This window comes from Microbacterium sp. E-13 (assembly GCF_049912955.1).
Lineage (GTDB): Bacteria > Actinomycetota > Actinomycetes > Actinomycetales > Microbacteriaceae > Microbacterium.
The window spans coordinates 818,159-835,667 of the sequence record NZ_CP183973.1; the positions used below are offsets into that span (position 1 = coordinate 818,159).

Consider the following 17,509-nt stretch of genomic DNA (forward strand, 5'->3'; position numbering starts at 1 on the left):
ACCGGCGCGAATCCCCTGTTCCGCGAGAGCACCACGCGCGACACCGGAGGGGACGACGCATGAGCCGCCTGCCCGCCGGCGTGCTGCGCGAGGCCGTCGTCGACGTGAGCGCCATCGAGGACAACGTGCGCCACCTCCGCCGGCTCACGGGCTCGGACGTCATCGCGGTCGTCAAGGCCGACGGCTACGGCCACGGCGCTGTGCGTTCGGCGAACGCCGCACTCGCGGGCGGCGCATCACGCCTGGGCGTCTCCGACATCACCGAGGCGCTGGCGCTGCGGCGCGCCGGCATCGACGCGCCCATCGTCGCGTGGCTCCACGCGCCGGGCGCCGACTTCGCCGAGGCCGCAGCGCGCGGCATCGAGCTCGGCATCTCCAGCCTCGAGCAGTTGCAGAAGGCGGCGGCCGCAGCATCCGCGGATCGCCCCGTCGGAGTGCATCTGAAACTCGAGACGGGGCTCTCTCGCAACGGCATCGCGCCCGCCGACTACCGCATCGTGTTCTCGGAGGCGGCGCGACTGGAGCGGATCGGGCGCGTCCGCGTGGTCGCCCTCTTCAGCCACCTCTCGAATGCCTCGGTCGAGGACGACCGCGCCGCGCTGCGGACGTTCCAGGAGGCGATCGCCGACGCCGCCTCGCTCGGGCTCGCGCCGCCCCTGCGGCACATCGCCGCGACGCACGCCGCGATCGACCTCCCCGAGGCCCGCTTGGGCTGCGTGCGCATCGGCATCGGCATCTACGGGCTCTCGCCGTTCGACGACCGCTCATCCGCCGACCTCGGCCTGCGGCCCGCGATGACGCTGCGCGGTGCGGTCGCGGCGGTGCGCCGCGTGCCGGCGGGCAAAGGCGTGTCGTACGGATACGACTACCGCGCCGAGCGTGAGACCACGCTGGCGCTTGTGCCGCTCGGGTACGCCGACGGCGTGCCGCGACAGGCGTCGGGCGTCGGACCGGTGGCCATCGCCGGGCGACGGTTCACCGTCGCGGGCCGCATCGCGATGGACCAGTTCGTCGTCGACGTGGGCGACGCGCCCGTGGCGGTGGGCGACGAGGCCGTGCTGTTCGGAGACCCGACCCTCGGGCTGCCGGCAGCGACCGAGTGGGCGGACGCCGCAGGCACCATCAACTACGAGATCGTGACGCGCATCGGACCGCGGGTGCCTCGCCGGCAGGTGGCCGGGTGAGCACGCGCGCCGTAGGGAAGGTCTGTGCCGTCGGCGACGTTCAGGACTCACTCTGGCTGAGGGTGGTGGCGTGCACGTGCCTCGGACCTTCGTGGGTTCGGCACCGCGCCGGCGCCGCCCAGACGGAATGGCAAACGGAGGAGCGGGCGTGAGCGGTACGGAAGAGGAGCGATGACCGGCATCGACGCGCTCCTCGGCACACGCGAGATCACCTCGCCGGACGCGATGGAGGCGCTCGGCGAGGACATGGGACGGATGCTGCGCCCCGGCGACATGGTGGTGCTGACCGGTCCGCTCGGCGCCGGCAAGACGACGCTCACCCGCGGCATCGGGCGAGGGCTCGGCGTGCGCGGACCGGTGCAGAGCCCGACGTTCGTGCTCGCCCGCACCCACCCTTCGCTCGTCGGCGGTGCCCCACTCGTGCACGTCGACGCCTACCGGCTGGGCTCGGCCGCCGAACTCGACGACCTCGACATCGATTTCGACGCCTCGGTCGTCATCGTCGAATGGGGACGCGGGCTCGTGGACGGCATCCGCGAGCAATGGTGGGAGGTCGAGCTCGAGCGGGAGTGGCACGGCCGCGGAGTCGACGACGCCTGCGGCGCGATCGGCCACGAGGCCGACCTCGACGCCGACACCCCGCGCCTGGTGAAGATCACCCGGCACGGCTAGCCGAAGACGGGTCGCGACCGCGGCCGAGTCGACACGAGGCGCTCGGTCTCGCACTCCTGCCCTCAATCGAGGATGTGTGCCGAGAAGCGGATCGCACCGGCGGATCGGCTCCTCGATTCGGCCCTCGTCCTCAGACGAGGAGGCGGGGGGCGTCGGGCGGAGAGGCTCCTGTCGCGCCCGACTACCCTGGAGAGGTGATCCTCGGCATCGACACGTCCCTCGGCTCCGCGGTGGCGGTCGTCGAGCCCGACGGCGTGATCCGCTCGCAGATCGAGAGTCCCGACCCCCGCGGCCACGCCGAGGTGATCGGCTCGCTGATCGAGCGGGCGCTGGCCGAGGCATCCGTGTCTCCCTCCGACATCACGCATGTCGCCGCGGGAATGGGACCCGGCCCCTTCACCGGTCTGCGCGTCGGCATCGCCGCCGCACGCGCGTTCGCGCTGGGTCGCGGCGTTCCGGTCGTGCCCGTCGTGAGCCATGACGCGGTCGCGCTCGAACTGCTCCTGCACACCGCCTTGACGGCGGACTGGGGCTCGCCCGACGGCGCCGACGACGCCTTCGCGGTCGTCACCGACGCCCGCCGGCGCGAGTTCGCCTACACGCTCTACCGCGGCATCGACGACGACGGCCTCCCGGTGCGCGTCGCCGAGCCGGCCCTCATGCCCCGCGACGACCTCGACGCGGCGCTGGCGACGGCCCACGCGGCCCGGCGCGACGCCGAGCGCATTCCCGCCGCCATGCTCGCGCTCGCCGCGGCGCGTGCGCTCGCCGCCGGACGCACGGCCGGGCCCGCCGAGGCGCTCTACCTCCGCTCGCCCGACGTGACGCTTCCGCACGCCCCGAAGCGGGTGATCTCGTGACGATCCGCACCGCCACCGCCGACGACCTCGCCGCCATCATGGCGCTCGAGCGCACGTCGTTCCCGACCGACGCCTGGTCGGAGGCGATGATGCGCGAAGAGCTCGGGTCGCCCCACGGCTGGTACATCGTCGACACCGAAGCCGGACGCCTGGTCGGCTACGCCGGACTCAGGGCGGTCGCCGGAGCGCGGGATGCCGACATCCAGACCATCGCGATCTCGGAGGTGTCCCGGGGTCATGGCCGCGGTCGCAAGCTCCTGCGGACGCTGCTCGAGGAGGCGGCGCGCCGCGAGGTGTGGGACGTGTTCCTCGAGGTGCGCGCCGACAACCCTGTCGCGCAGGCGCTCTACATCTCCGAGGGGTTCGCCGAGATCGGCCGGAAGCCGCGGTACTACCAGCCCGACGACGTCGACGCCGTCGTGATGAAGCTCGACCTGCGCGGCTGGCACGCCGCGGGTCGCGGGACTGTGGTCGGCGAAACTCCACGGAATCGGGCGCTGACCGACGCAGGGACAGACGCTGCGGCCGGCGCAAGCCCGGATCCGTGGAGTTCTGCGGGAGGGGTCTGCACGTGAACCGCGCCGAACCGCTGGTGCTCGGAATCGAGACGAGCTGCGACGAGACCGGGATCGGGATCGTGCGGGGCCGCGCGCTGCTGTCGAACACCATCGCGAGCTCCATGGATGAGCACTCCCGCTACGGCGGGGTCGTGCCGGAGGTCGCCGCCCGCGCGCACCTCGAGGCGCTGCAGCCGTCGATCGAGGCGGCGCTCGCCGAGTCGGGCGTCGCGCTCGCCGATCTCGACGCCGTCGCCGTGACGAGCGGGCCCGGCCTCGCCGGGGCTCTCATGGTGGGCGTCGGCGCCGCGAAGGCGCTCGCCGTCTCGCTCGAGAAGCCGCTCTACGCCGTGAACCACCTCGTCGGACACATCGCGGCCGACATCCTCGACAGCGATGCTCCACCGCTGGAGTATCCGACCGTCGCGCTGCTGGTGAGCGGCGGCCACACGTCGCTCCTGCTCGTCCGCGATCTCACCACCGACGTCGAGCTGCTCGGCGAGACGATGGACGACGCCGCCGGCGAAGCGTTCGACAAGGTGGCGCGCCTGCTCGGCCTGCCCTACCCCGGGGGTCCCGAGATCGACAAGGCTGCGGCATCCGGCGATCCGAAGGCCATATCCTTCCCGCGCGGCCTGTCGCGTGCGTCCGACATGGCGAGCCACCGCTACGACTTCTCGTTCTCCGGCCTGAAGACCGCGGTCGCCCGCTGGGTGGAGCAGCGCGAGGGGGTCGGCGAGCGGGTGCCGGTCGCCGATGTCGCGGCCAGTTTCCGCGAGGCCGTCGTCGACGTGCTGGTGACCAAGGCGCTGGCCGCATGCCGGGACTACGGGGTGCCGCGTCTGCTGCTCGGCGGCGGCGTGATCGCCAACCGTCGCCTTCGCGAGGTCGCGCTGGAGCGGGCAGCGGCCGAGGGCGTCACGGTGCGCATCCCGCCGCTCTCGCTGTGCACCGACAACGGCGCCATGATCGCCGCCCTCACCTCCGAGCTCATCATGTCGGGGCGCCCGCCGTCGACGCTCGAGTTCGGCGCCGACTCGACCCTGCCCGTCACCGAGATCCAGGTCGCGGAGTCGGCATGACGGACGAGCGGATGCCGTCCCCCGGCGATCCCGCGACGCACGCCGGAGATCCTGCGACGCCCGCCGGAAATCCTGCGACGCCCGCGGGCAACCTCGCGACGCCCGCAGGCAACCTCGCGACGCCCCCGGGCGACCTCGCGATGCCCGCCGGAGATCCTGCGACGCCCGCCGGAGATCCTGCGACGCCCCAGGGGCGGCCGCCTGGGGACGCCGTTCCGCCCGCCGACGGTGCGCGGCCCGGGGACGCGCTGCCGCCCGCCGACGGCGCGCGGCCCGGATCGACGCCGACCGTCGAAGCACCTTCACCCGACATCGACCTCGCGCAGGACGCGTCGCCGCTGCCCGGAGCGCATCGCGGCGGATTCCGGCGCCTGCCGACCGCGCCCGTGCCCGTCACCCTGGAGACGGCACCCGCGGAGCCGGGGGGAGAGTTCACGCCCGACGACACCTCCTGGGCGCCTGCGGAATCGGCCCATCGTGGACTCGCCGGCTGGGGGCTCGCGTTCGCGGTCGTCGGTCTCGTCGTTTCGATGTTCGTCGGCTGGGGCTTCCCGGTCGGGCTCGTGGCGGTGGCCTCTGGGATCATCGCGCTGCGCCGTCCGCTCGAGAATCGGGCCGTCGCGGTCTGGGCCATCGCCCTGGGCGCGCTGTCGATCCTCTACAGCGCGGGCTGGCTCGTGGTGGCCGCGCTGCGCGCCAACGTCTGGAGCTGAGGCGCCTCGCCCGTGGGGCGGCATCCGGCCGGACCTCGACGTTCGCGCGTGAAGCGAAACGGGCAGTGCGCGCCGGTGTCAGCGCGCGTAGGCGACCACAGCTGCCACTCGCGCGGGACTCGGGGGGATGGCGGAGAATGTGGCGGTGTCCGCGCTGGCAGCGAGGGTGTCGGCATGTGCCGCTTTCAGCGCTCGCGTACGACCACGGCGGCCACCTCGACCTTGGCGCTGGCAGCGAGGGTGTCGGCATGTGCCGCTTTCAGCGCTCGCGTACGACCACCACTGCCACTTTCGCGCAGCGGGCGCAGGGGTGGGCGGGTGGCTGCCGCTAAAACGCCCGAGGCCGCCCCCGCGCCGGCGCGCCGCGCCGGATGCCGTCACACGCGGTCGGCGAGGATGGCTGTCCGGCGGCTGCCGATGCGGGTGAGGAAGAGGGTCGCGGAGCCGGGGCCGCGCAGCTTCAGGCGCGTGCGCAGGGCGGCGGGATCGACATCCACTCCCCGCTTCTTGATCTCGAGGCGCCCGATCTCCCGCTCCCGCAGCGCCTTCGCCAGCGCTTTGACGTCGGCGGGAAGCACCTCGCGCACCCGGAACGTCGAGACGAAGGGCGACGTGAGCGCCGCGTCCGACGTGAGGTACGCGATGTGCTCGTCCAGCATGCCGGCCTCGAGGGTGCGGGCGACGTCGCCGATGAGGCGGGCGCGGATGACGGCCCCGTCAGGCTCGTGCAGGAAGGCGCCGAGTTCGCGGGCGGGCTCGTCGGCGGCATCCGCCTCCGCCGTCAGCTCGTGGGCTCTGTCGCCACGGATGACGAGAGCGGCTCGGCGCACGCCCTCGCGCGCGAGCGCTCCGGACCACAGCACCAGCTCGACGGTGGATCCGTCGGCGCTGACCCACTGCGCCTCGACCTCGTCGGGGATCAGCGAACGGTCGAGGCCCGGACCGAGCTTCACACCGGCGGGCAGTCGGTGCGCGAGGTCGAAGACCCAGTCGAGCGACGGCGACCAGTCCTCGGGCCGGGTGCGCGCCGTCTCGGTGTGACCGGCGGTGCGGCGCGCGGGGTCGAGCCAGACGGCGTCGACGCCGTCGAGATCAGTGCTCTCGGCGGTGCCATGGCGCACCTCGACGTCGGTGCCGAAGGGTGCGAGGTTGTAGGCGGCTATCGCGGCGGTGACGTCGTCGGCGTCCACGGCCGTGACCTGGAGCCCCAGCGCCGCAAGGCCGAGTGCGTCGCCGCCGATGCCGCAGCCGAGGTCGGCCACCCGGGCGAACCCCGCATCGCGGAACCGGGCGGCATGGCGTGCGGCGATGGGCAGGCGGGTCGCCTGCTCGAGCCCTGCCCGGGTGAACAGCATCCGTTCGGCCAGGTCGCCGAACTTCGCCCGCCCGCGCGTGCGCAGCCGCGCCTGCCCGACGACCGCCGACACCAGGTCGGGGGAGTGGCCCTCGCGGCGCAGCCGCGTGACGGCCCGGGCGACGTCGTCGGAGGAATCGACCGGGGGCATCGCGTCGAGGAGCCGCAGCCCCGCCGGCGTCAGGAGCGCTTGCAGTTCGGACAGTTCCACCCGCCGAGCCTACGGCGATCCCCGCGCTGCCGCGGTGGGGCTCCGCCGTCGCCCCACGCGATGCCCCGCCGAACCGTCCCCTCCGACGGGTATCCGGCGCGCGATCTCGTCACCGGAAGACGCACGGCTGGCACTCACGTTGCGTGAGTGCCAGCCCGTTGCCTAGACTGACATCAGCACTCTCAACGTCAGAGTGCTAACGAGTCTTAGTCTCAAGAAGGAAGAGGTAGACCGTGTCGGTTTCCATCAAGCCGCTCGAGGACCGCATCGTCATCAAGCAGGTCGAGGCCGAGCAGACCACGTCCAGCGGTCTGGTCATCCCCGACACCGCCAAGGAGAAGCCCCAGGAGGGCGAGGTCGTGGCGGTGGGCCCGGGTCGTATCGACGACAACGGCAACCGTATCCCGCTCGACGTCGCCGTCGGCGACCGCGTGATCTACAGCAAGTACGGCGGCACCGAGGTCAAGTTCGGCGGTGACGAGTTCCTCGTCCTGTCGGCTCGCGACGTCCTCGCGGTCGTCGTTCGCTGAGTCCCGCGCACTGCGCGTACCGGGAGGGTCGGATGCTTCGGCATCCGGCCCTCTCGCCGTTCCCGGGCGCGCCGGCCCTTCGCCGCCCCGCCCGACGCCGCCCGCCCTCCGACGCCGCGTGGCAGAAATCCGTGCTGAGACGGCAGGCGACGGATGCCGCGACGGGGCGAGCGGCGGCCGGGTGCGTGCTGTGCGGGCGTAGGCTGACTCGGTGAGTCTCGAGCAGTCCCCTCTTCCCGAACGTGATGCGGTGGAGGGACTCGACGACTCGACAGCGCTCGACCTCGGGGTGACCACGACCGGGAGTCGCAGCATCCGTCTCGCCGCCGAAGCGCGCGAGCGCACTCTCGGCGGCGTCTACACGTTCTCGGCGTACCTCCTGTGGGGTTTCCTGCCGCTGTACTTCCTGCTGCTCGCGCCGACGGGCCCGTGGGAGCTCGTGGCGTGGCGCATCCTGCTGTCGCTCGTGTTCTGCGCGCTGCTGCTCACGGTGACGCGCACGTGGCCGCGGCTCGCGGCGATCTTCCGGCAGCCGCGCGTGCTCGGGCTCACCGTCATCGCGGGCCTGCTCATCTACGTCAACTGGCAGGTATTCATCTACGGCGCCCTGACCGGGCACGTCATCGAGACCAGCCTGGGCTACTTCATCAACCCGATCGCCACGGTGCTGCTCGCCGTGCTCGTGCTGCGCGAGCGGCTGCGCACGACGCAGTGGGTCGCCATCGGCATCGCCGCGGCCGCCGTGCTCGTCATCATCATCGGCTATGGCGCGTTCCCCTGGATCGCGCTCACGCTGGCCGCGTCGTTCGGCACCTACGGCCTGGTGAAGAAGAAGGTCGGCCCCTCGGTCGACGCGGTGAGCGGCCTCACGCTCGAGACGCTGTGGCTCTCGCCGATCGCCGTGGTCGTGCTCGTGGTCGTCGGCGCGACGGAGGGGCTGACGATGGGGGCGAACGGCTGGCAGCACGCCGTGCTGCTGAGCCTGACGGGGGTCGTCACAGCCATCCCGCTGCTGCTCTTCGCCGCCGGTGCCCGCCGGGTGTCGCTCACCACCATCGGGCTGCTGCAGTTCGTCGCGCCCGTTCTGCAGTTCGTCATCGGATGGCTTCTGCTGGGCGAACCCATGCCGCTCGAGCGGTGGATCGGCTTCGGGCTCGTCTGGGTCGCGCTGATCATCCTCACCGCCGACTCGGTTCTGCACGCGCGCCGCACCCGGGCGGCGGCGTAGCGGCACGGCTCATCCCCGCCTCCCACGGGTCGCCGGGGGACGGATGCCGCGCCCCGGCGACGACACCGGGTCGCGACTCAGCGGACCAGGCGTGCGATCGCCTGCGTGGCTTCGGTGATCTTGGCGTCGGCCTCCGCGCCGCCCAGGCGTGCGGCGTCCACGACGCAATGACGCAGGTGGTCGTCGAGAAGGCCGACGGCGACAGCCTCGAGCGCGGAGGTCAGCGCGCTGATCTGGGTGAGGATGTCGATGCAGTACTTCTCGTCCTCGACCATCTTGTGGATGCCGCGGGCCTGACCCTCGATGCGCTTCAGGCGGTTGAGGTACTTGTCCTTGTCGGTGATGTAGCCGTGGTGGGAGTGCTCGCCGGTGGAGGGGGCGTGCGGGTCGAGCGCGGTGTCGGTCATGACTGACTCCTTCGGGAGTGGCTCTGGAAGCGGCGCAGGCGCAGGCTGTTGCCGACCACGAAGGCGCTCGAGACGGCCATCGCCGCTCCCGCGATCATGGGGTTCAGCAGGCCCAGAGCCGCCAGGGGGATGGCGGCCACGTTGTACGCGAACGCCCAGAAGAGGTTGAGCTTGATGGTGCCGAGCGTCGCGCGTGACAGCCGGATCGCATCGGCCGCGCTGCGCAGATCGCCGCGGACGAGGGTGATGTCGGAGGCCTCGATCGCGGCATCCGTCCCCGTTCCCATAGCGAGCCCGAGGTCGGCCTGGGCGAGCGCGGCGGCGTCATTGACCCCGTCGCCGACCATGGCGACGACGCGCCCCTCGGCCTGAAGCTCGCGGACGACGGCGACCTTCTCGTGGGGGAGCACCTCGGCGATCACGCGCCCGATGCCGACCTCGTCGGCGATCGCGTGGGCCGCTGAGGCGTTGTCGCCGGTGAGGAGCACCGGAGTGAGGCCGAGCCCGCGCAGCTGGGCGACCGCTTCGGCGCTCGTCGGCTTCGCCTCATCGGCGACCACCAGGATGCCCCGCGCCCGGCCGTCCCAGGCCACCAGCACCGGGGTGCGGCCGAGGGACTCGGCCGCGGTCTTCGCCGCGGTGAGACCGGCCGGGAGCTGCACACCCGCGTCGGCGAGGAGGACTTCGCGCCCGACGAGCACTGCGCGGCCGTCGACGACGCCCGACACACCCTGGCCCGGCACGCTCCGGAACGACTCGACGGGAGGAAGGGTTCCGCCCTCAGCGGCTGCGGCCCGAGCGATCGCCTGAGCGATGGGGTGCTCGGAGGCGTGCTCCACCGCCCCCGCCACACGCAGCACCTGGGCGCGCGCCGCTGTCGAGGCATCCGTGTCTTCGATGGCCCTGGCTGCGATGACGTCCGGCGTGGCGACGGCACCCGCGCTCGGCACGACGACGTCGACGAGCGACATGCGGCCGGTGGTCACGGTGCCCGTCTTGTCGAGCACGACGGTGTCGACGGTACGCGTGGACTCGAGCACCTCGGGTCCCTTGATCAGGATGCCGAGCTGCGCACCCCGGCCCGTGCCGACGAGAAGGGCGGTCGGCGTGGCGAGGCCCAGCGCGCAGGGGCACGCGATGATCAGCACCGCCACGGCGGCGCCGAACGCCATGGACGCCGGCGCGCCGGTGAGGAGCCAGGCCCCCAGCGTGCCGAGCGCGATGAGCAGCACGATCGGCACGAAGACTCCGGAGATGCGGTCGGCGAGCCGCTGCACCTCCGCCTTGCCCGACTGCGCCTCCTCGACGAGCCGAGCCATCTGCGCGAGCTGCGTGTCGTCTCCCACGCGCGTGGCGCGCACGACGAGACGACCGCCCGCGTTGACGGTCGCGCCGATGACGGTGTCTCCCGGGGTCACCTCGACGGGCACGGACTCTCCCGTCACCAGGGAGGCGTCGACGGCTGACGTGCCGGAGGTGACGATGCCGTCGGTGGCGATCTTCTCGCCAGGGCGGACCACGAACTCCTCGCCCGCCCGGAGGTCGCTGACCGGCACGCGCACCTCGGTGAGCGCCGGCGCCGGCGGAGCCCCCACGGCGGGCAGTCCCAGCGCCACGGGAACCCCGGGCGCGCCGCTCGCGGCCGGACGGAGCACCGCGACGTCCTTCGCGCCGATGTCGAGCAGCGCTCGCAACGCCGCGCCTGCCCGCCGCTTGGACCTCTGCTCGAAATAGCGGCCCGCGAGCACGAACGTCGTCACGCCGGCGGCGACCTCGAGATAGATCGCACTCGCCCCGTCGGTCGGCGTCACCGACCACTCGAACGTGTGTGTCATGCCGGGCATGCCCGCGTCGCCCAGGAAGAGTGCGTACAGCGACCACAGGAACGCCGCCGATACGCCCAGCGAGATCAGGGTGTCCATCGTCGCCGCGCCGTGACGCAGGTTGACCCAGGCGGCGCGGTGGAACGGCCAGGCACCCCACACCACGACGGGCGCCGCCAGGGCGAGCGAGGCCCACTGCCAGGAGGGGAACTGCAGCGCGGGGATCATCGCGAGGAGGATCACCGGGGCCGACAGCACGACCGAGCCGACCAGTCGCTGCCGCAGGCTCGTCAGCTCGCCATCGGCGCCGCTCGCGCCAGGCTCCGCGCTCTGCGGGGGAGCGGGCAGCGCGGCGGTGTAGCCGGTCTTCACGACCTCCTCGATGAGCGTCTGCGGGTCGATGCCGGCGGGGGCGCTCACGAACGCCTTCTCGGTGGCGTAGTTGACGGATGCCTCGACCCCGTCCATCCGGTTCAGCCGCTTCTCGATCCGCGCGGCGCACGACGCGCACGTCATCCCGCCGATCTCGAGCTCGATCCGGGCGGCGGGGGCCGAGGCGGAGGTCATGCGCGGACCGCGCTGTAGCCGGCCTCGTCGACGGCGGCGAGGACGACATGGTCGGCCAGCTCGGCCGCGGACACGATCTTGAGGGTGCCCGCCGCCGCGCTCACCTGCACGTCCTCGACCCCCGCAAGCTTCGACACCTCGCTGCGGACGGACGCCTCACAGTGTCCGCAGCTCATTCCGGTCACGGTGTACTCGGCCTCGGCCATGTCTTCTCCTTCGGTCGTGGGTGATACCCCTGCGGGGTACCGCAGACCCACTCTATACCGGGCAGGGGTATCGGGCGTCGCGAAGACGAGTGCGGTCTGGGTGCCGCGCCGCGCGGGACGCAGTCCCGAGCCATCCACAGGGCGGCGATCCGGCCGCCCTCCAAAATTACGGTCCCATCACGGTTTTCAAGCTGTTACAGATCGTTAACGAAAGGCAACATTGCAGACGCTCGACGGCGATTAGGTTTAGTGCACTGGGTCGGCGCCCGAGCCGTTCCCGTGTTCATCGCACAGCAAGGAGCAACATGAGCGTCTTCACCCGCTCGCGTACATCCACCGTCCTCGGTGGAATCGCGCTCATCGGCGCCAGCGCCCTCGTTCTCGCCGGCTGCGCCGGTGGGAGCACCGGTGGCGGCGGCGAGACCACCGCACCCACCGAGGAGCGCGACCTCACCCTCAAGATCGGCACGATCCTGCCCCAGACGGGCACGCTCGCATTCCTCGGCCCGCCCGAGGAGGCCGGCGTCGGCCTGGCCGCCGCAGACATCAACGACGCCGCCAAGGGCGTCACGATCCCCGACATCGTCTGGGGCGACTCCGGCGACACCGACAACAAGGCATACGCCACCACCATCCAGAAGCTGATCTCGGAGAAGGTCTCGGCCGCCATCGGCGCCGCGTCCTCGGGTGTGACGAAGCTCTTCCTCGATGACGCCGTCGCGGCCGGCATCATCACGTTCTCCCCGGCGAACACCTCGCTGGACTTCACGACGTGGGACGACAACAACCTCTACTGGCGCACGGCCCCGGCCGACACGCTCCAGGGCGAGGTCCTCGGCAACCTCGTCGCCGAGGACGGTCACGAGAACGTCGCGGTCCTGTACCAGAACGACTCGTACGGCACGGGCCTCAACAAGGTGTTCCAGGACACCTTCACGAGCACGGGCGGTGAGATCGTCGCCGAGCAGTCCTACAACACCGGTGACACGAACTTCGACGCGCAGATCTCCGCGATCCTCGCCTCGAACCCCGACGCCATCGCGCTGATCACGTTCGACGAGATCTACACGGTCGGCCCGGCGCTCATCGCCGCTGGCTACCCCGCCAAGGACCTATACCTCGTCGACGGCAACCTGAAGAACTTCGGTTCGGACGCGAAGTGGCCGGCCGGCGTGAGCATGGAGGGTGCGAAGGGCACGACCCCCGCAGGTCCGGCTCCCGACACCGAGTTCCAGGGACGCCTCAACGAGTGGTGGACCGGCGAGGGCAACCCCGAGCTGACCGACTTCTCGTACGCCAACGAGTCCTACGACGCCGTCGTGCTGCTGGCGCTCGCGTCGCTGGCCGCCAACTCCACCGACCCCGCCGACATCGCCGGCAAGCTGCAGGAGGTCTCGGGTGGTTCGGGTGACGGCGAGAAGTGCGACAACTTCGCCGACTGCGCCGACATCATCCTCGGCGGCGGCGTTGCGGACTACGACGGCTACTCCGGCCCGATCACGTTCGACGAGAACGGCGACCCGACCGAGGCCACCATCGGCATCTTCCAGTACGGTGCCGACAACCTCAACACCCGCATCGACCTCTAAACCAGGCTGACGCAGCGCAGGGCCCCGGAGCGATCCGGGGCCCTGTCGCGTTCCCGGGTGGCCATCCCGGCCGACACCCCGCCCTCTCACCCGGCGAGACGACAATTGCGCGACGAGACGCTGGGTGAACGCCAGGTTCTCGTCCGGCGGGTGTCGTCTCGCCGGGGCGGTACCCGAGATCGTTGCGCACGGAGCCGGGACGGCAGCGAAGAAGGAGGGGACCGGATGCCGCAGCATCCGGTCCCCCTCCTCTTTCGAGGTGCGGCGGGTCAGGTCCCGTCGGCGCCGAGGCTGCCGAGGTAGAGGCCGATGACCTTCGGGTCGCTGAGGAGTTCGCGGCCGGTGCCCTCGTAGGCGTCGCGGCCCTGGTCGAGGACATAGCCGCGATCGCAGATCTGCAGGCAGCGGCGGGCGTTCTGCTCGACCATGATCGTGGTCACGCCGGCCTTGTTGATGTCGGAGACGCGGATGAACGCGTCATCCTGGCGAACCGGCGACAGGCCGGCCGAGGGCTCGTCCAGCAGCAGCACGGACGGGTTCATCATGAGTGCGCGCGACATCGCGACCATCTGGCGCTCGCCGCCCGACAGCGAGCCCGCGCGCTGCTTGAGGCGCTTGCCGAGCTCGGCGAAGATCCCGGTGACGAAGTCGAGCCGCTCGGCATACGCCTTGGGGCGCTGGTAGAGCCCCATCTGCAGGTTCTCCTCGATGGTCAGCGAGGGGAACACGTTGTTCGTCTGGGGTACGAAGCCGACGCCGCGCTGGACGAGCTTGTCGGACTTGAGCCCGACCACGCTGGCCCCGTCGACCGTGATGTCCCCGCCGCGCACCTTGACCATGCCGAAGATCGACTTCAGCAGCGTCGACTTACCGGCGCCGTTCGGGCCGATGATGCCGATCAGCTCGCCCTTGTGGGCGACGAGGTTGGCCTCGTTGATGATGTTGATGCCCGGCAGGTAGCCGGCCGTGAGGTCCTTGACCTCGACGACGACCGTCTCGGTTTTCATGCCCTTCACGCGTGCGGCACCGGGGTCAGGAACGGCCGATCCGGGAGTCCGTTGGTTTGTCGAAGGGTCGGTCACTTGTTCTCCTCCTCGGCCTCGGCGATCGAGGCCTCCTCGGCCTCCTTGATCTCCTCGAGCAGCTCCTCCGCCGACGCGTCCAGTTCGCCTGCGACGCGGCCGGTCACGACGCCGAGATCGACGTCCTGATGGCTGCCGAGGTAGGCGTCGACCACCGCCGGGTCCTGCATGACGGTGTCGGGCGGACCTTCGGCGACGACCTTGCCCTCGGCCATCACCACGACCCAGTCGGCGATGTGCCGGACCATGTGCATGTCGTGCTCGACGAAGAGCACCGTCATGCCGAGGTCCTTGAGGTCGAGGATGTGGTCGAGCAGCGACTCGGTGAGCGCCGGGTTGACGCCGGCCATGGGCTCGTCGAGCATCACCAGCGTCGGGTCGCTCATGAGGGCCCGCGCCATCTCGAGAAGTTTGCGCTGGCCGCCCGAGAGCGAGGCGGCATAATCATCGGACTTGGCGTCGAGCTTGAACCGCCGCAGCAGGTCCATCGCCTTGTCCTCGTTGTCGTTGTCCTGCTTCCGCCAGATCGCCGGGACGATGCTGGCCCACAGGCTCTCGCCCTTCTGACCGGTGGCGCCGAGCTTCATGTTCTCGAGCACCGTGAGCAGCGAGAGGGCCTTGGTGAGCTGGAACGTGCGCACCTGCCCCATGCGGGCGACCTTGAACGACGGGATGCCCGACAGGTTCTGTCCGTCGAAGCTCCACGTTCCTGAGTTCGGCTTGTCGAAGCCGCACAGCAGGTTGAAGAGGGTCGTCTTGCCCGCGCCGTTGGGGCCGATGAGGGCCGTGATCGCGTTCCGCGGGATCTCGAGGTGCTCGACGTCGACGGCGGTCAGCCCGCCGAAGCGACGGGTGATGTTGTCGACCACGAGGATGGGGTCGTTCTTCGCGACGCCGGGGACGGCATCCCCCTTCGCGAGACCCGTGGTCTTCGGCCGACGGACGCTGCCGGTCGCCGTCGTGACGGGGACGACCGGCTCGTCGGCGGGCGGATTGCTGGGCGGGTTACTTGACAAAGGTCAGCTCCCTCTTGTTTCCGAAGATGCCCTGCGGGCGGAAGATGACGATCAGCATGAGCGCGACGCCGACGAGGATGAACCGGAGCGTGGCCGCCTGCTGCGCGGTCAGCAGCGAGATGATCGGGATGTCGGACTGGGCGAGCACGGGCAGCACGTTGTCGAGGAAGCCCATGATCACCCAGAAGATCACCGACCCGACCACCGGTCCGAAGACCGTGGCCGCCCCGCCGAGCAGCAGGATCGTCCAGATGAAGAACGTGAGGCTCGTCGTGTAGGTCGCGGGGACGACCGCCGACGGCAGTGCGAACACCACGCCGCCGAGGGCGCCGAAGACGCCACCGATCATGAGGGCCTGCATCTTGTACGAGAAGACGTTCTTGCCGAGCGAGCGGACGGCGTCCTCGTCTTCGCGGATGCCCTTGAGCACGCGACCCCACGGGCTGCGCATGATCGCCCACACCAGGTAGACGGCGATCGCGAGCAGGATGATGCCGAACACGCGCACCCAGAGCTGGTCGGCGGTCCATTGCCAGGGCCCGAAGCCGTAGACGATCGGCTCGCCGTCGGCACCCGTCTTCGGGAACGGATTCGCCCCGCGGAAGCCGGCGTGGTAGCCCCCGAGACCGTCCGCGGAGTTCGTGAACTCGTCGAAGAGCTGGGTCGTGAGCAGCAGGCGCACGATCTCCGCCGCGGCGATCGTCACGATGGCGAGGTAGTCGGCTCGCAGCCGCAGCGTCGGGATACCGAGGATGAGCGCGAAGATCACGGCCGCGACGCAGCCGACGAGGATGCCTGCCCACCAGGGCCAGCCGAAGCTCAGGATCGAGATGGCGTACCCGTAGGCGCCGAGGGCCATGAAGCCGGCCATACCGAAGTTCAGCAGGCCGCCGAATCCGAACTGGACGGCCAGGCCGGTCGCCGCGAGCGCGTAGGCGATGGTCTCCGGGCTGAAGATCCAGTAGGCGGTGTTGTTGAAGATCTGTCCCCAGTCCATGACTAACCGAGCCTCTCTTTCCGGCCCAAGATGCCCTGGGGTCTCACCAGCAGGATGATGATCAGCACGGCGAGGGCGCCGACGTACTTCATGTCCGGCGGAATCCACAGCGTCGAGATCTCGACGAGGATTCCGACGATGAGGGCGCCGATGAGAGCTCCGAAGGCCGTTCCGAGCCCACCGAGGGTCACCGCCGCGAAGATGAGCAGCAGCACCTGCACGCCCATGTCCCACTTGACCCCGGGACGGAAGTACGCCCACAGCACGCCGGCGATCGCGGCGAGCGCTGCGGCGAGGATCCACACGATGCGGATCACGCGGTCGACGTTGATGCCGGAGGCGGCGGCCAGACCCGGGTTGTCGCTGATGGCGCGTGTCGCCTTGCCGATGCGGGTGCGCAGCAGCCAGTACGCGACGGCGATGAGGAGCACGATGCTGATCGCCATGGACGTGACGTCGATCCACGACAGCTTGATCGGGCCGATGACGATGTCGCGCGGCGCTCCTGCTCCCGGCAGCTGGTACGTGCCTCCGCCGATGAAGAACTGGAAGACGTACCTGCCGGCCAGCGAGAGGCCGATGCTCACGATCATGAGCTGCACGAGCCCGAGGCCCCGGCGCCGCAGCGGCTTCCACAGGCCCGCGTCGAGCACCCAGCCGAGGGCCGCGCCCAGCACGATGACGATCGGGATCGTGAGGTACATCGGGATGTTCAGCCATACGCCGAAGATGAGGGCCATCACGGCGCCGTAGGTCAGCATCTCGCCGTGGGCGAAGTTGCTGAGGCCGGTCGTGCCGAAGATGAGGGAGACGCCGACGGCCGCGAGCGCGAGCAGCAGACCGAAGTTGATGCCGTTCATGAGCCGTTCGATGAGCTGATCCAAGAACGATGTGGTGACTCGTTCGCCCTCGCCGAGGAAGAGGTTGACGATCTTCGATCCGGTGAGCCCGAAGGTCACGTCGAACGACGCCGTCGTCCCCTGCTTGGGCTGGATGCCCTCCGGAAGCTGTGCCGGGTCGACGATCACGCCCTCGGGCAGCGTCTCCTCATCGACGGTGAGGACGTAGTCGTCCTTCTCCGGCACGTACAGACGCCACTTGCCCTCGGCATCCGTCACCGTCTCGGCCTTGAAGCCGTTGCCTTCGATCGACATCGTCACGCCCTCGACGGGCTGGTCGTCGTACTTGATCACGCCGCCGAAGTAGAAGTCGGTCTGCTCCTGGTCTCCACCGGGGGTGTCGGGGGCGTCTGCATGTGCACCGCTGGGTGCGGACAGGAACACCATTCCCGCGGCCAAGAGCAGGCCGAGGATCACGAGGACCCAGCGGCGGCTGCTGATCGTGGTCACAGTCGTAGGACCCACAGAACCTCCAGTTCGGCACACCACGCGGACACCGAAGCTCGGGTCGCATCGGCCGTGATGACGACGC

17 protein-coding genes are annotated in these 17,509 nt (G+C 70.6%); 9 read left to right on the forward strand and 8 right to left on the reverse strand.

Annotated features, from left to right (window positions below):
- Window positions 1-59 precede the first annotated feature (59 nt).
- The 6 genes from alr to ACN9MP_RS03730 all read left to right on the forward strand — a co-directional run bounded on the left by alr (window position 60) and on the right by ACN9MP_RS03730 (window position 5,068).
- Complete coding sequence (gene alr / locus ACN9MP_RS03705; protein WP_426323973.1) at window positions 60-1,184, forward strand: alanine racemase; 1,125 nt, start codon at window positions 60-62, stop codon at window positions 1,182-1,184.
- 171 nt (window positions 1,185-1,355) lie between these two features.
- Entirely contained in the window at window positions 1,356-1,856 is a 501-nt protein-coding gene (tsaE, locus tag ACN9MP_RS03710; RefSeq protein WP_426323974.1) for a tRNA (adenosine(37)-N6)-threonylcarbamoyltransferase complex ATPase subunit type 1 TsaE, read from the forward strand.
- A 194-nt stretch (window positions 1,857-2,050) separates the two neighbouring features.
- Window positions 2,051-2,716: a tRNA (adenosine(37)-N6)-threonylcarbamoyltransferase complex dimerization subunit type 1 TsaB gene (gene tsaB, locus ACN9MP_RS03715; RefSeq protein ID WP_426323975.1), complete on the forward strand. Its 666-nt coding sequence runs from the start codon at window positions 2,051-2,053 to the stop codon at window positions 2,714-2,716.
- Window positions 2,713-3,291 (forward strand): ribosomal protein S18-alanine N-acetyltransferase, encoded by a 579-nt coding sequence (gene rimI, locus ACN9MP_RS03720; RefSeq protein ID WP_426323976.1) that lies wholly within the window; start codon window positions 2,713-2,715, stop codon window positions 3,289-3,291. Before tsaB ends, rimI begins: the two co-directional genes overlap by 4 nt.
- Window positions 3,288-4,355, forward strand: a complete 1,068-nt coding sequence (gene tsaD, locus ACN9MP_RS03725; protein WP_426323977.1) for a tRNA (adenosine(37)-N6)-threonylcarbamoyltransferase complex transferase subunit TsaD — start codon at window positions 3,288-3,290, stop codon at window positions 4,353-4,355. The genes rimI and tsaD overlap by 4 nt, the downstream gene beginning before the upstream one ends.
- A complete protein-coding gene (locus ACN9MP_RS03730) occupies window positions 4,352-5,068 on the forward strand; it encodes a hypothetical protein (protein ID WP_426323978.1) in 717 nt (238 codons plus the stop codon). Before tsaD ends, ACN9MP_RS03730 begins: the two co-directional genes overlap by 4 nt.
- Window positions 5,069-5,445: 377 nt before the next feature.
- On the opposite strand, the gene ACN9MP_RS03735 is transcribed toward ACN9MP_RS03730, so the two are convergent.
- Window positions 5,446-6,633 (reverse strand): THUMP-like domain-containing protein, encoded by a 1,188-nt coding sequence (locus tag ACN9MP_RS03735; protein ID WP_426323979.1) that lies wholly within the window; start codon window positions 6,631-6,633, stop codon window positions 5,446-5,448.
- 233 nt (window positions 6,634-6,866) lie between these two features.
- Here ACN9MP_RS03735 and groES point away from each other — a divergent pair, with 233 nt between their 5' ends.
- Window positions 6,867-7,163 (forward strand): co-chaperone GroES, encoded by a 297-nt coding sequence (gene groES, locus ACN9MP_RS03740; protein ID WP_045275440.1) that lies wholly within the window; start codon window positions 6,867-6,869, stop codon window positions 7,161-7,163.
- A 313-nt stretch (window positions 7,164-7,476) separates the two neighbouring features.
- Window positions 7,477-8,391: an EamA family transporter RarD gene (gene rarD, locus ACN9MP_RS03745; protein WP_426326183.1), complete on the forward strand. Its 915-nt coding sequence runs from the start codon at window positions 7,477-7,479 to the stop codon at window positions 8,389-8,391.
- Between the two features lie 77 nt (window positions 8,392-8,468).
- On the opposite strand, the gene ACN9MP_RS03750 is transcribed toward rarD, so the two are convergent.
- Genes ACN9MP_RS03750 through ACN9MP_RS03760 form a run of 3 tightly spaced genes read right to left on the reverse strand, consistent with a single transcriptional unit; the run spans window position 8,469 to window position 11,394 of the window.
- Complete coding sequence (locus ACN9MP_RS03750) at window positions 8,469-8,798, reverse strand: metal-sensitive transcriptional regulator (protein ID WP_426323980.1); 330 nt, start codon at window positions 8,796-8,798, stop codon at window positions 8,469-8,471.
- Entirely contained in the window at window positions 8,795-11,188 is a 2,394-nt protein-coding gene (locus ACN9MP_RS03755) for a heavy metal translocating P-type ATPase (RefSeq protein ID WP_426323981.1), read from the reverse strand. Before ACN9MP_RS03755 ends, ACN9MP_RS03750 begins: the two co-directional genes overlap by 4 nt.
- Entirely contained in the window at window positions 11,185-11,394 is a 210-nt protein-coding gene (locus ACN9MP_RS03760; protein WP_426323982.1) for a heavy-metal-associated domain-containing protein, read from the reverse strand. Before ACN9MP_RS03760 ends, ACN9MP_RS03755 begins: the two co-directional genes overlap by 4 nt.
- Before the next feature lie 305 nt (window positions 11,395-11,699).
- Between ACN9MP_RS03760 and ACN9MP_RS03765 the strand changes: the two genes are divergently transcribed.
- Window positions 11,700-12,983, forward strand: coding sequence for an ABC transporter substrate-binding protein (locus ACN9MP_RS03765; protein WP_426323983.1), 1,284 nt, complete (start codon window positions 11,700-11,702; stop codon window positions 12,981-12,983).
- A 269-nt stretch (window positions 12,984-13,252) separates the two neighbouring features.
- On the opposite strand, the gene ACN9MP_RS03770 is transcribed toward ACN9MP_RS03765, so the two are convergent.
- From ACN9MP_RS03770 to ACN9MP_RS03785, 4 genes are all read right to left on the reverse strand, one after another.
- Entirely contained in the window at window positions 13,253-13,990 is a 738-nt protein-coding gene (locus ACN9MP_RS03770) for an ABC transporter ATP-binding protein (protein WP_426323984.1), read from the reverse strand.
- A gap of 71 nt (window positions 13,991-14,061) precedes the next feature.
- Complete coding sequence (locus tag ACN9MP_RS03775; RefSeq protein WP_426323985.1) at window positions 14,062-15,081, reverse strand: ABC transporter ATP-binding protein; 1,020 nt, start codon at window positions 15,079-15,081, stop codon at window positions 14,062-14,064.
- Window positions 15,071-16,078, reverse strand: coding sequence for a branched-chain amino acid ABC transporter permease (locus tag ACN9MP_RS03780; RefSeq protein ID WP_426323986.1), 1,008 nt, complete (start codon window positions 16,076-16,078; stop codon window positions 15,071-15,073). The genes ACN9MP_RS03775 and ACN9MP_RS03780 overlap by 11 nt, the downstream gene beginning before the upstream one ends.
- A gap of 2 nt (window positions 16,079-16,080) precedes the next feature.
- A complete protein-coding gene (locus ACN9MP_RS03785) occupies window positions 16,081-17,394 on the reverse strand; it encodes a branched-chain amino acid ABC transporter permease (protein ID WP_426326185.1) in 1,314 nt (437 codons plus the stop codon).
- Window positions 17,395-17,509: the final 115 nt, after the last annotated feature.

Bases quoted from the DNA above. Each gene is read 5' to 3' on its own strand.
- ACN9MP_RS03765 (WP_426323983.1), top strand. From the start codon at position 11,700: ATGAGCGTCTTCACCCGCTCGCGTACATCCACCGTCCTCGGTGGAATC.
- ACN9MP_RS03780 (WP_426323986.1), bottom strand. From the start codon at position 16,078: ATGGACTGGGGACAGATCTTCAACAACACCGCCTACTGGATCTTCAGC.
- alr (WP_426323973.1), top strand. From the start codon at position 60: ATGAGCCGCCTGCCCGCCGGCGTGCTGCGCGAGGCCGTCGTCGACGTG.
- ACN9MP_RS03750 (WP_426323980.1), bottom strand. From the start codon at position 8,798: ATGACCGACACCGCGCTCGACCCGCACGCCCCCTCCACCGGCGAGCAC.
- ACN9MP_RS03760 (WP_426323982.1), bottom strand. From the start codon at position 11,394: ATGGCCGAGGCCGAGTACACCGTGACCGGAATGAGCTGCGGACACTGT.
- ACN9MP_RS03770 (WP_426323984.1), bottom strand. From the start codon at position 13,990: ATGAAAACCGAGACGGTCGTCGTCGAGGTCAAGGACCTCACGGCCGGC.
- ACN9MP_RS03730 (WP_426323978.1), top strand. From the start codon at position 4,352: ATGACGGACGAGCGGATGCCGTCCCCCGGCGATCCCGCGACGCACGCC.
- tsaE (WP_426323974.1), top strand. From the start codon at position 1,356: ATGACCGGCATCGACGCGCTCCTCGGCACACGCGAGATCACCTCGCCG.
- ACN9MP_RS03755 (WP_426323981.1), bottom strand. From the start codon at position 11,188: ATGACCTCCGCCTCGGCCCCCGCCGCCCGGATCGAGCTCGAGATCGGC.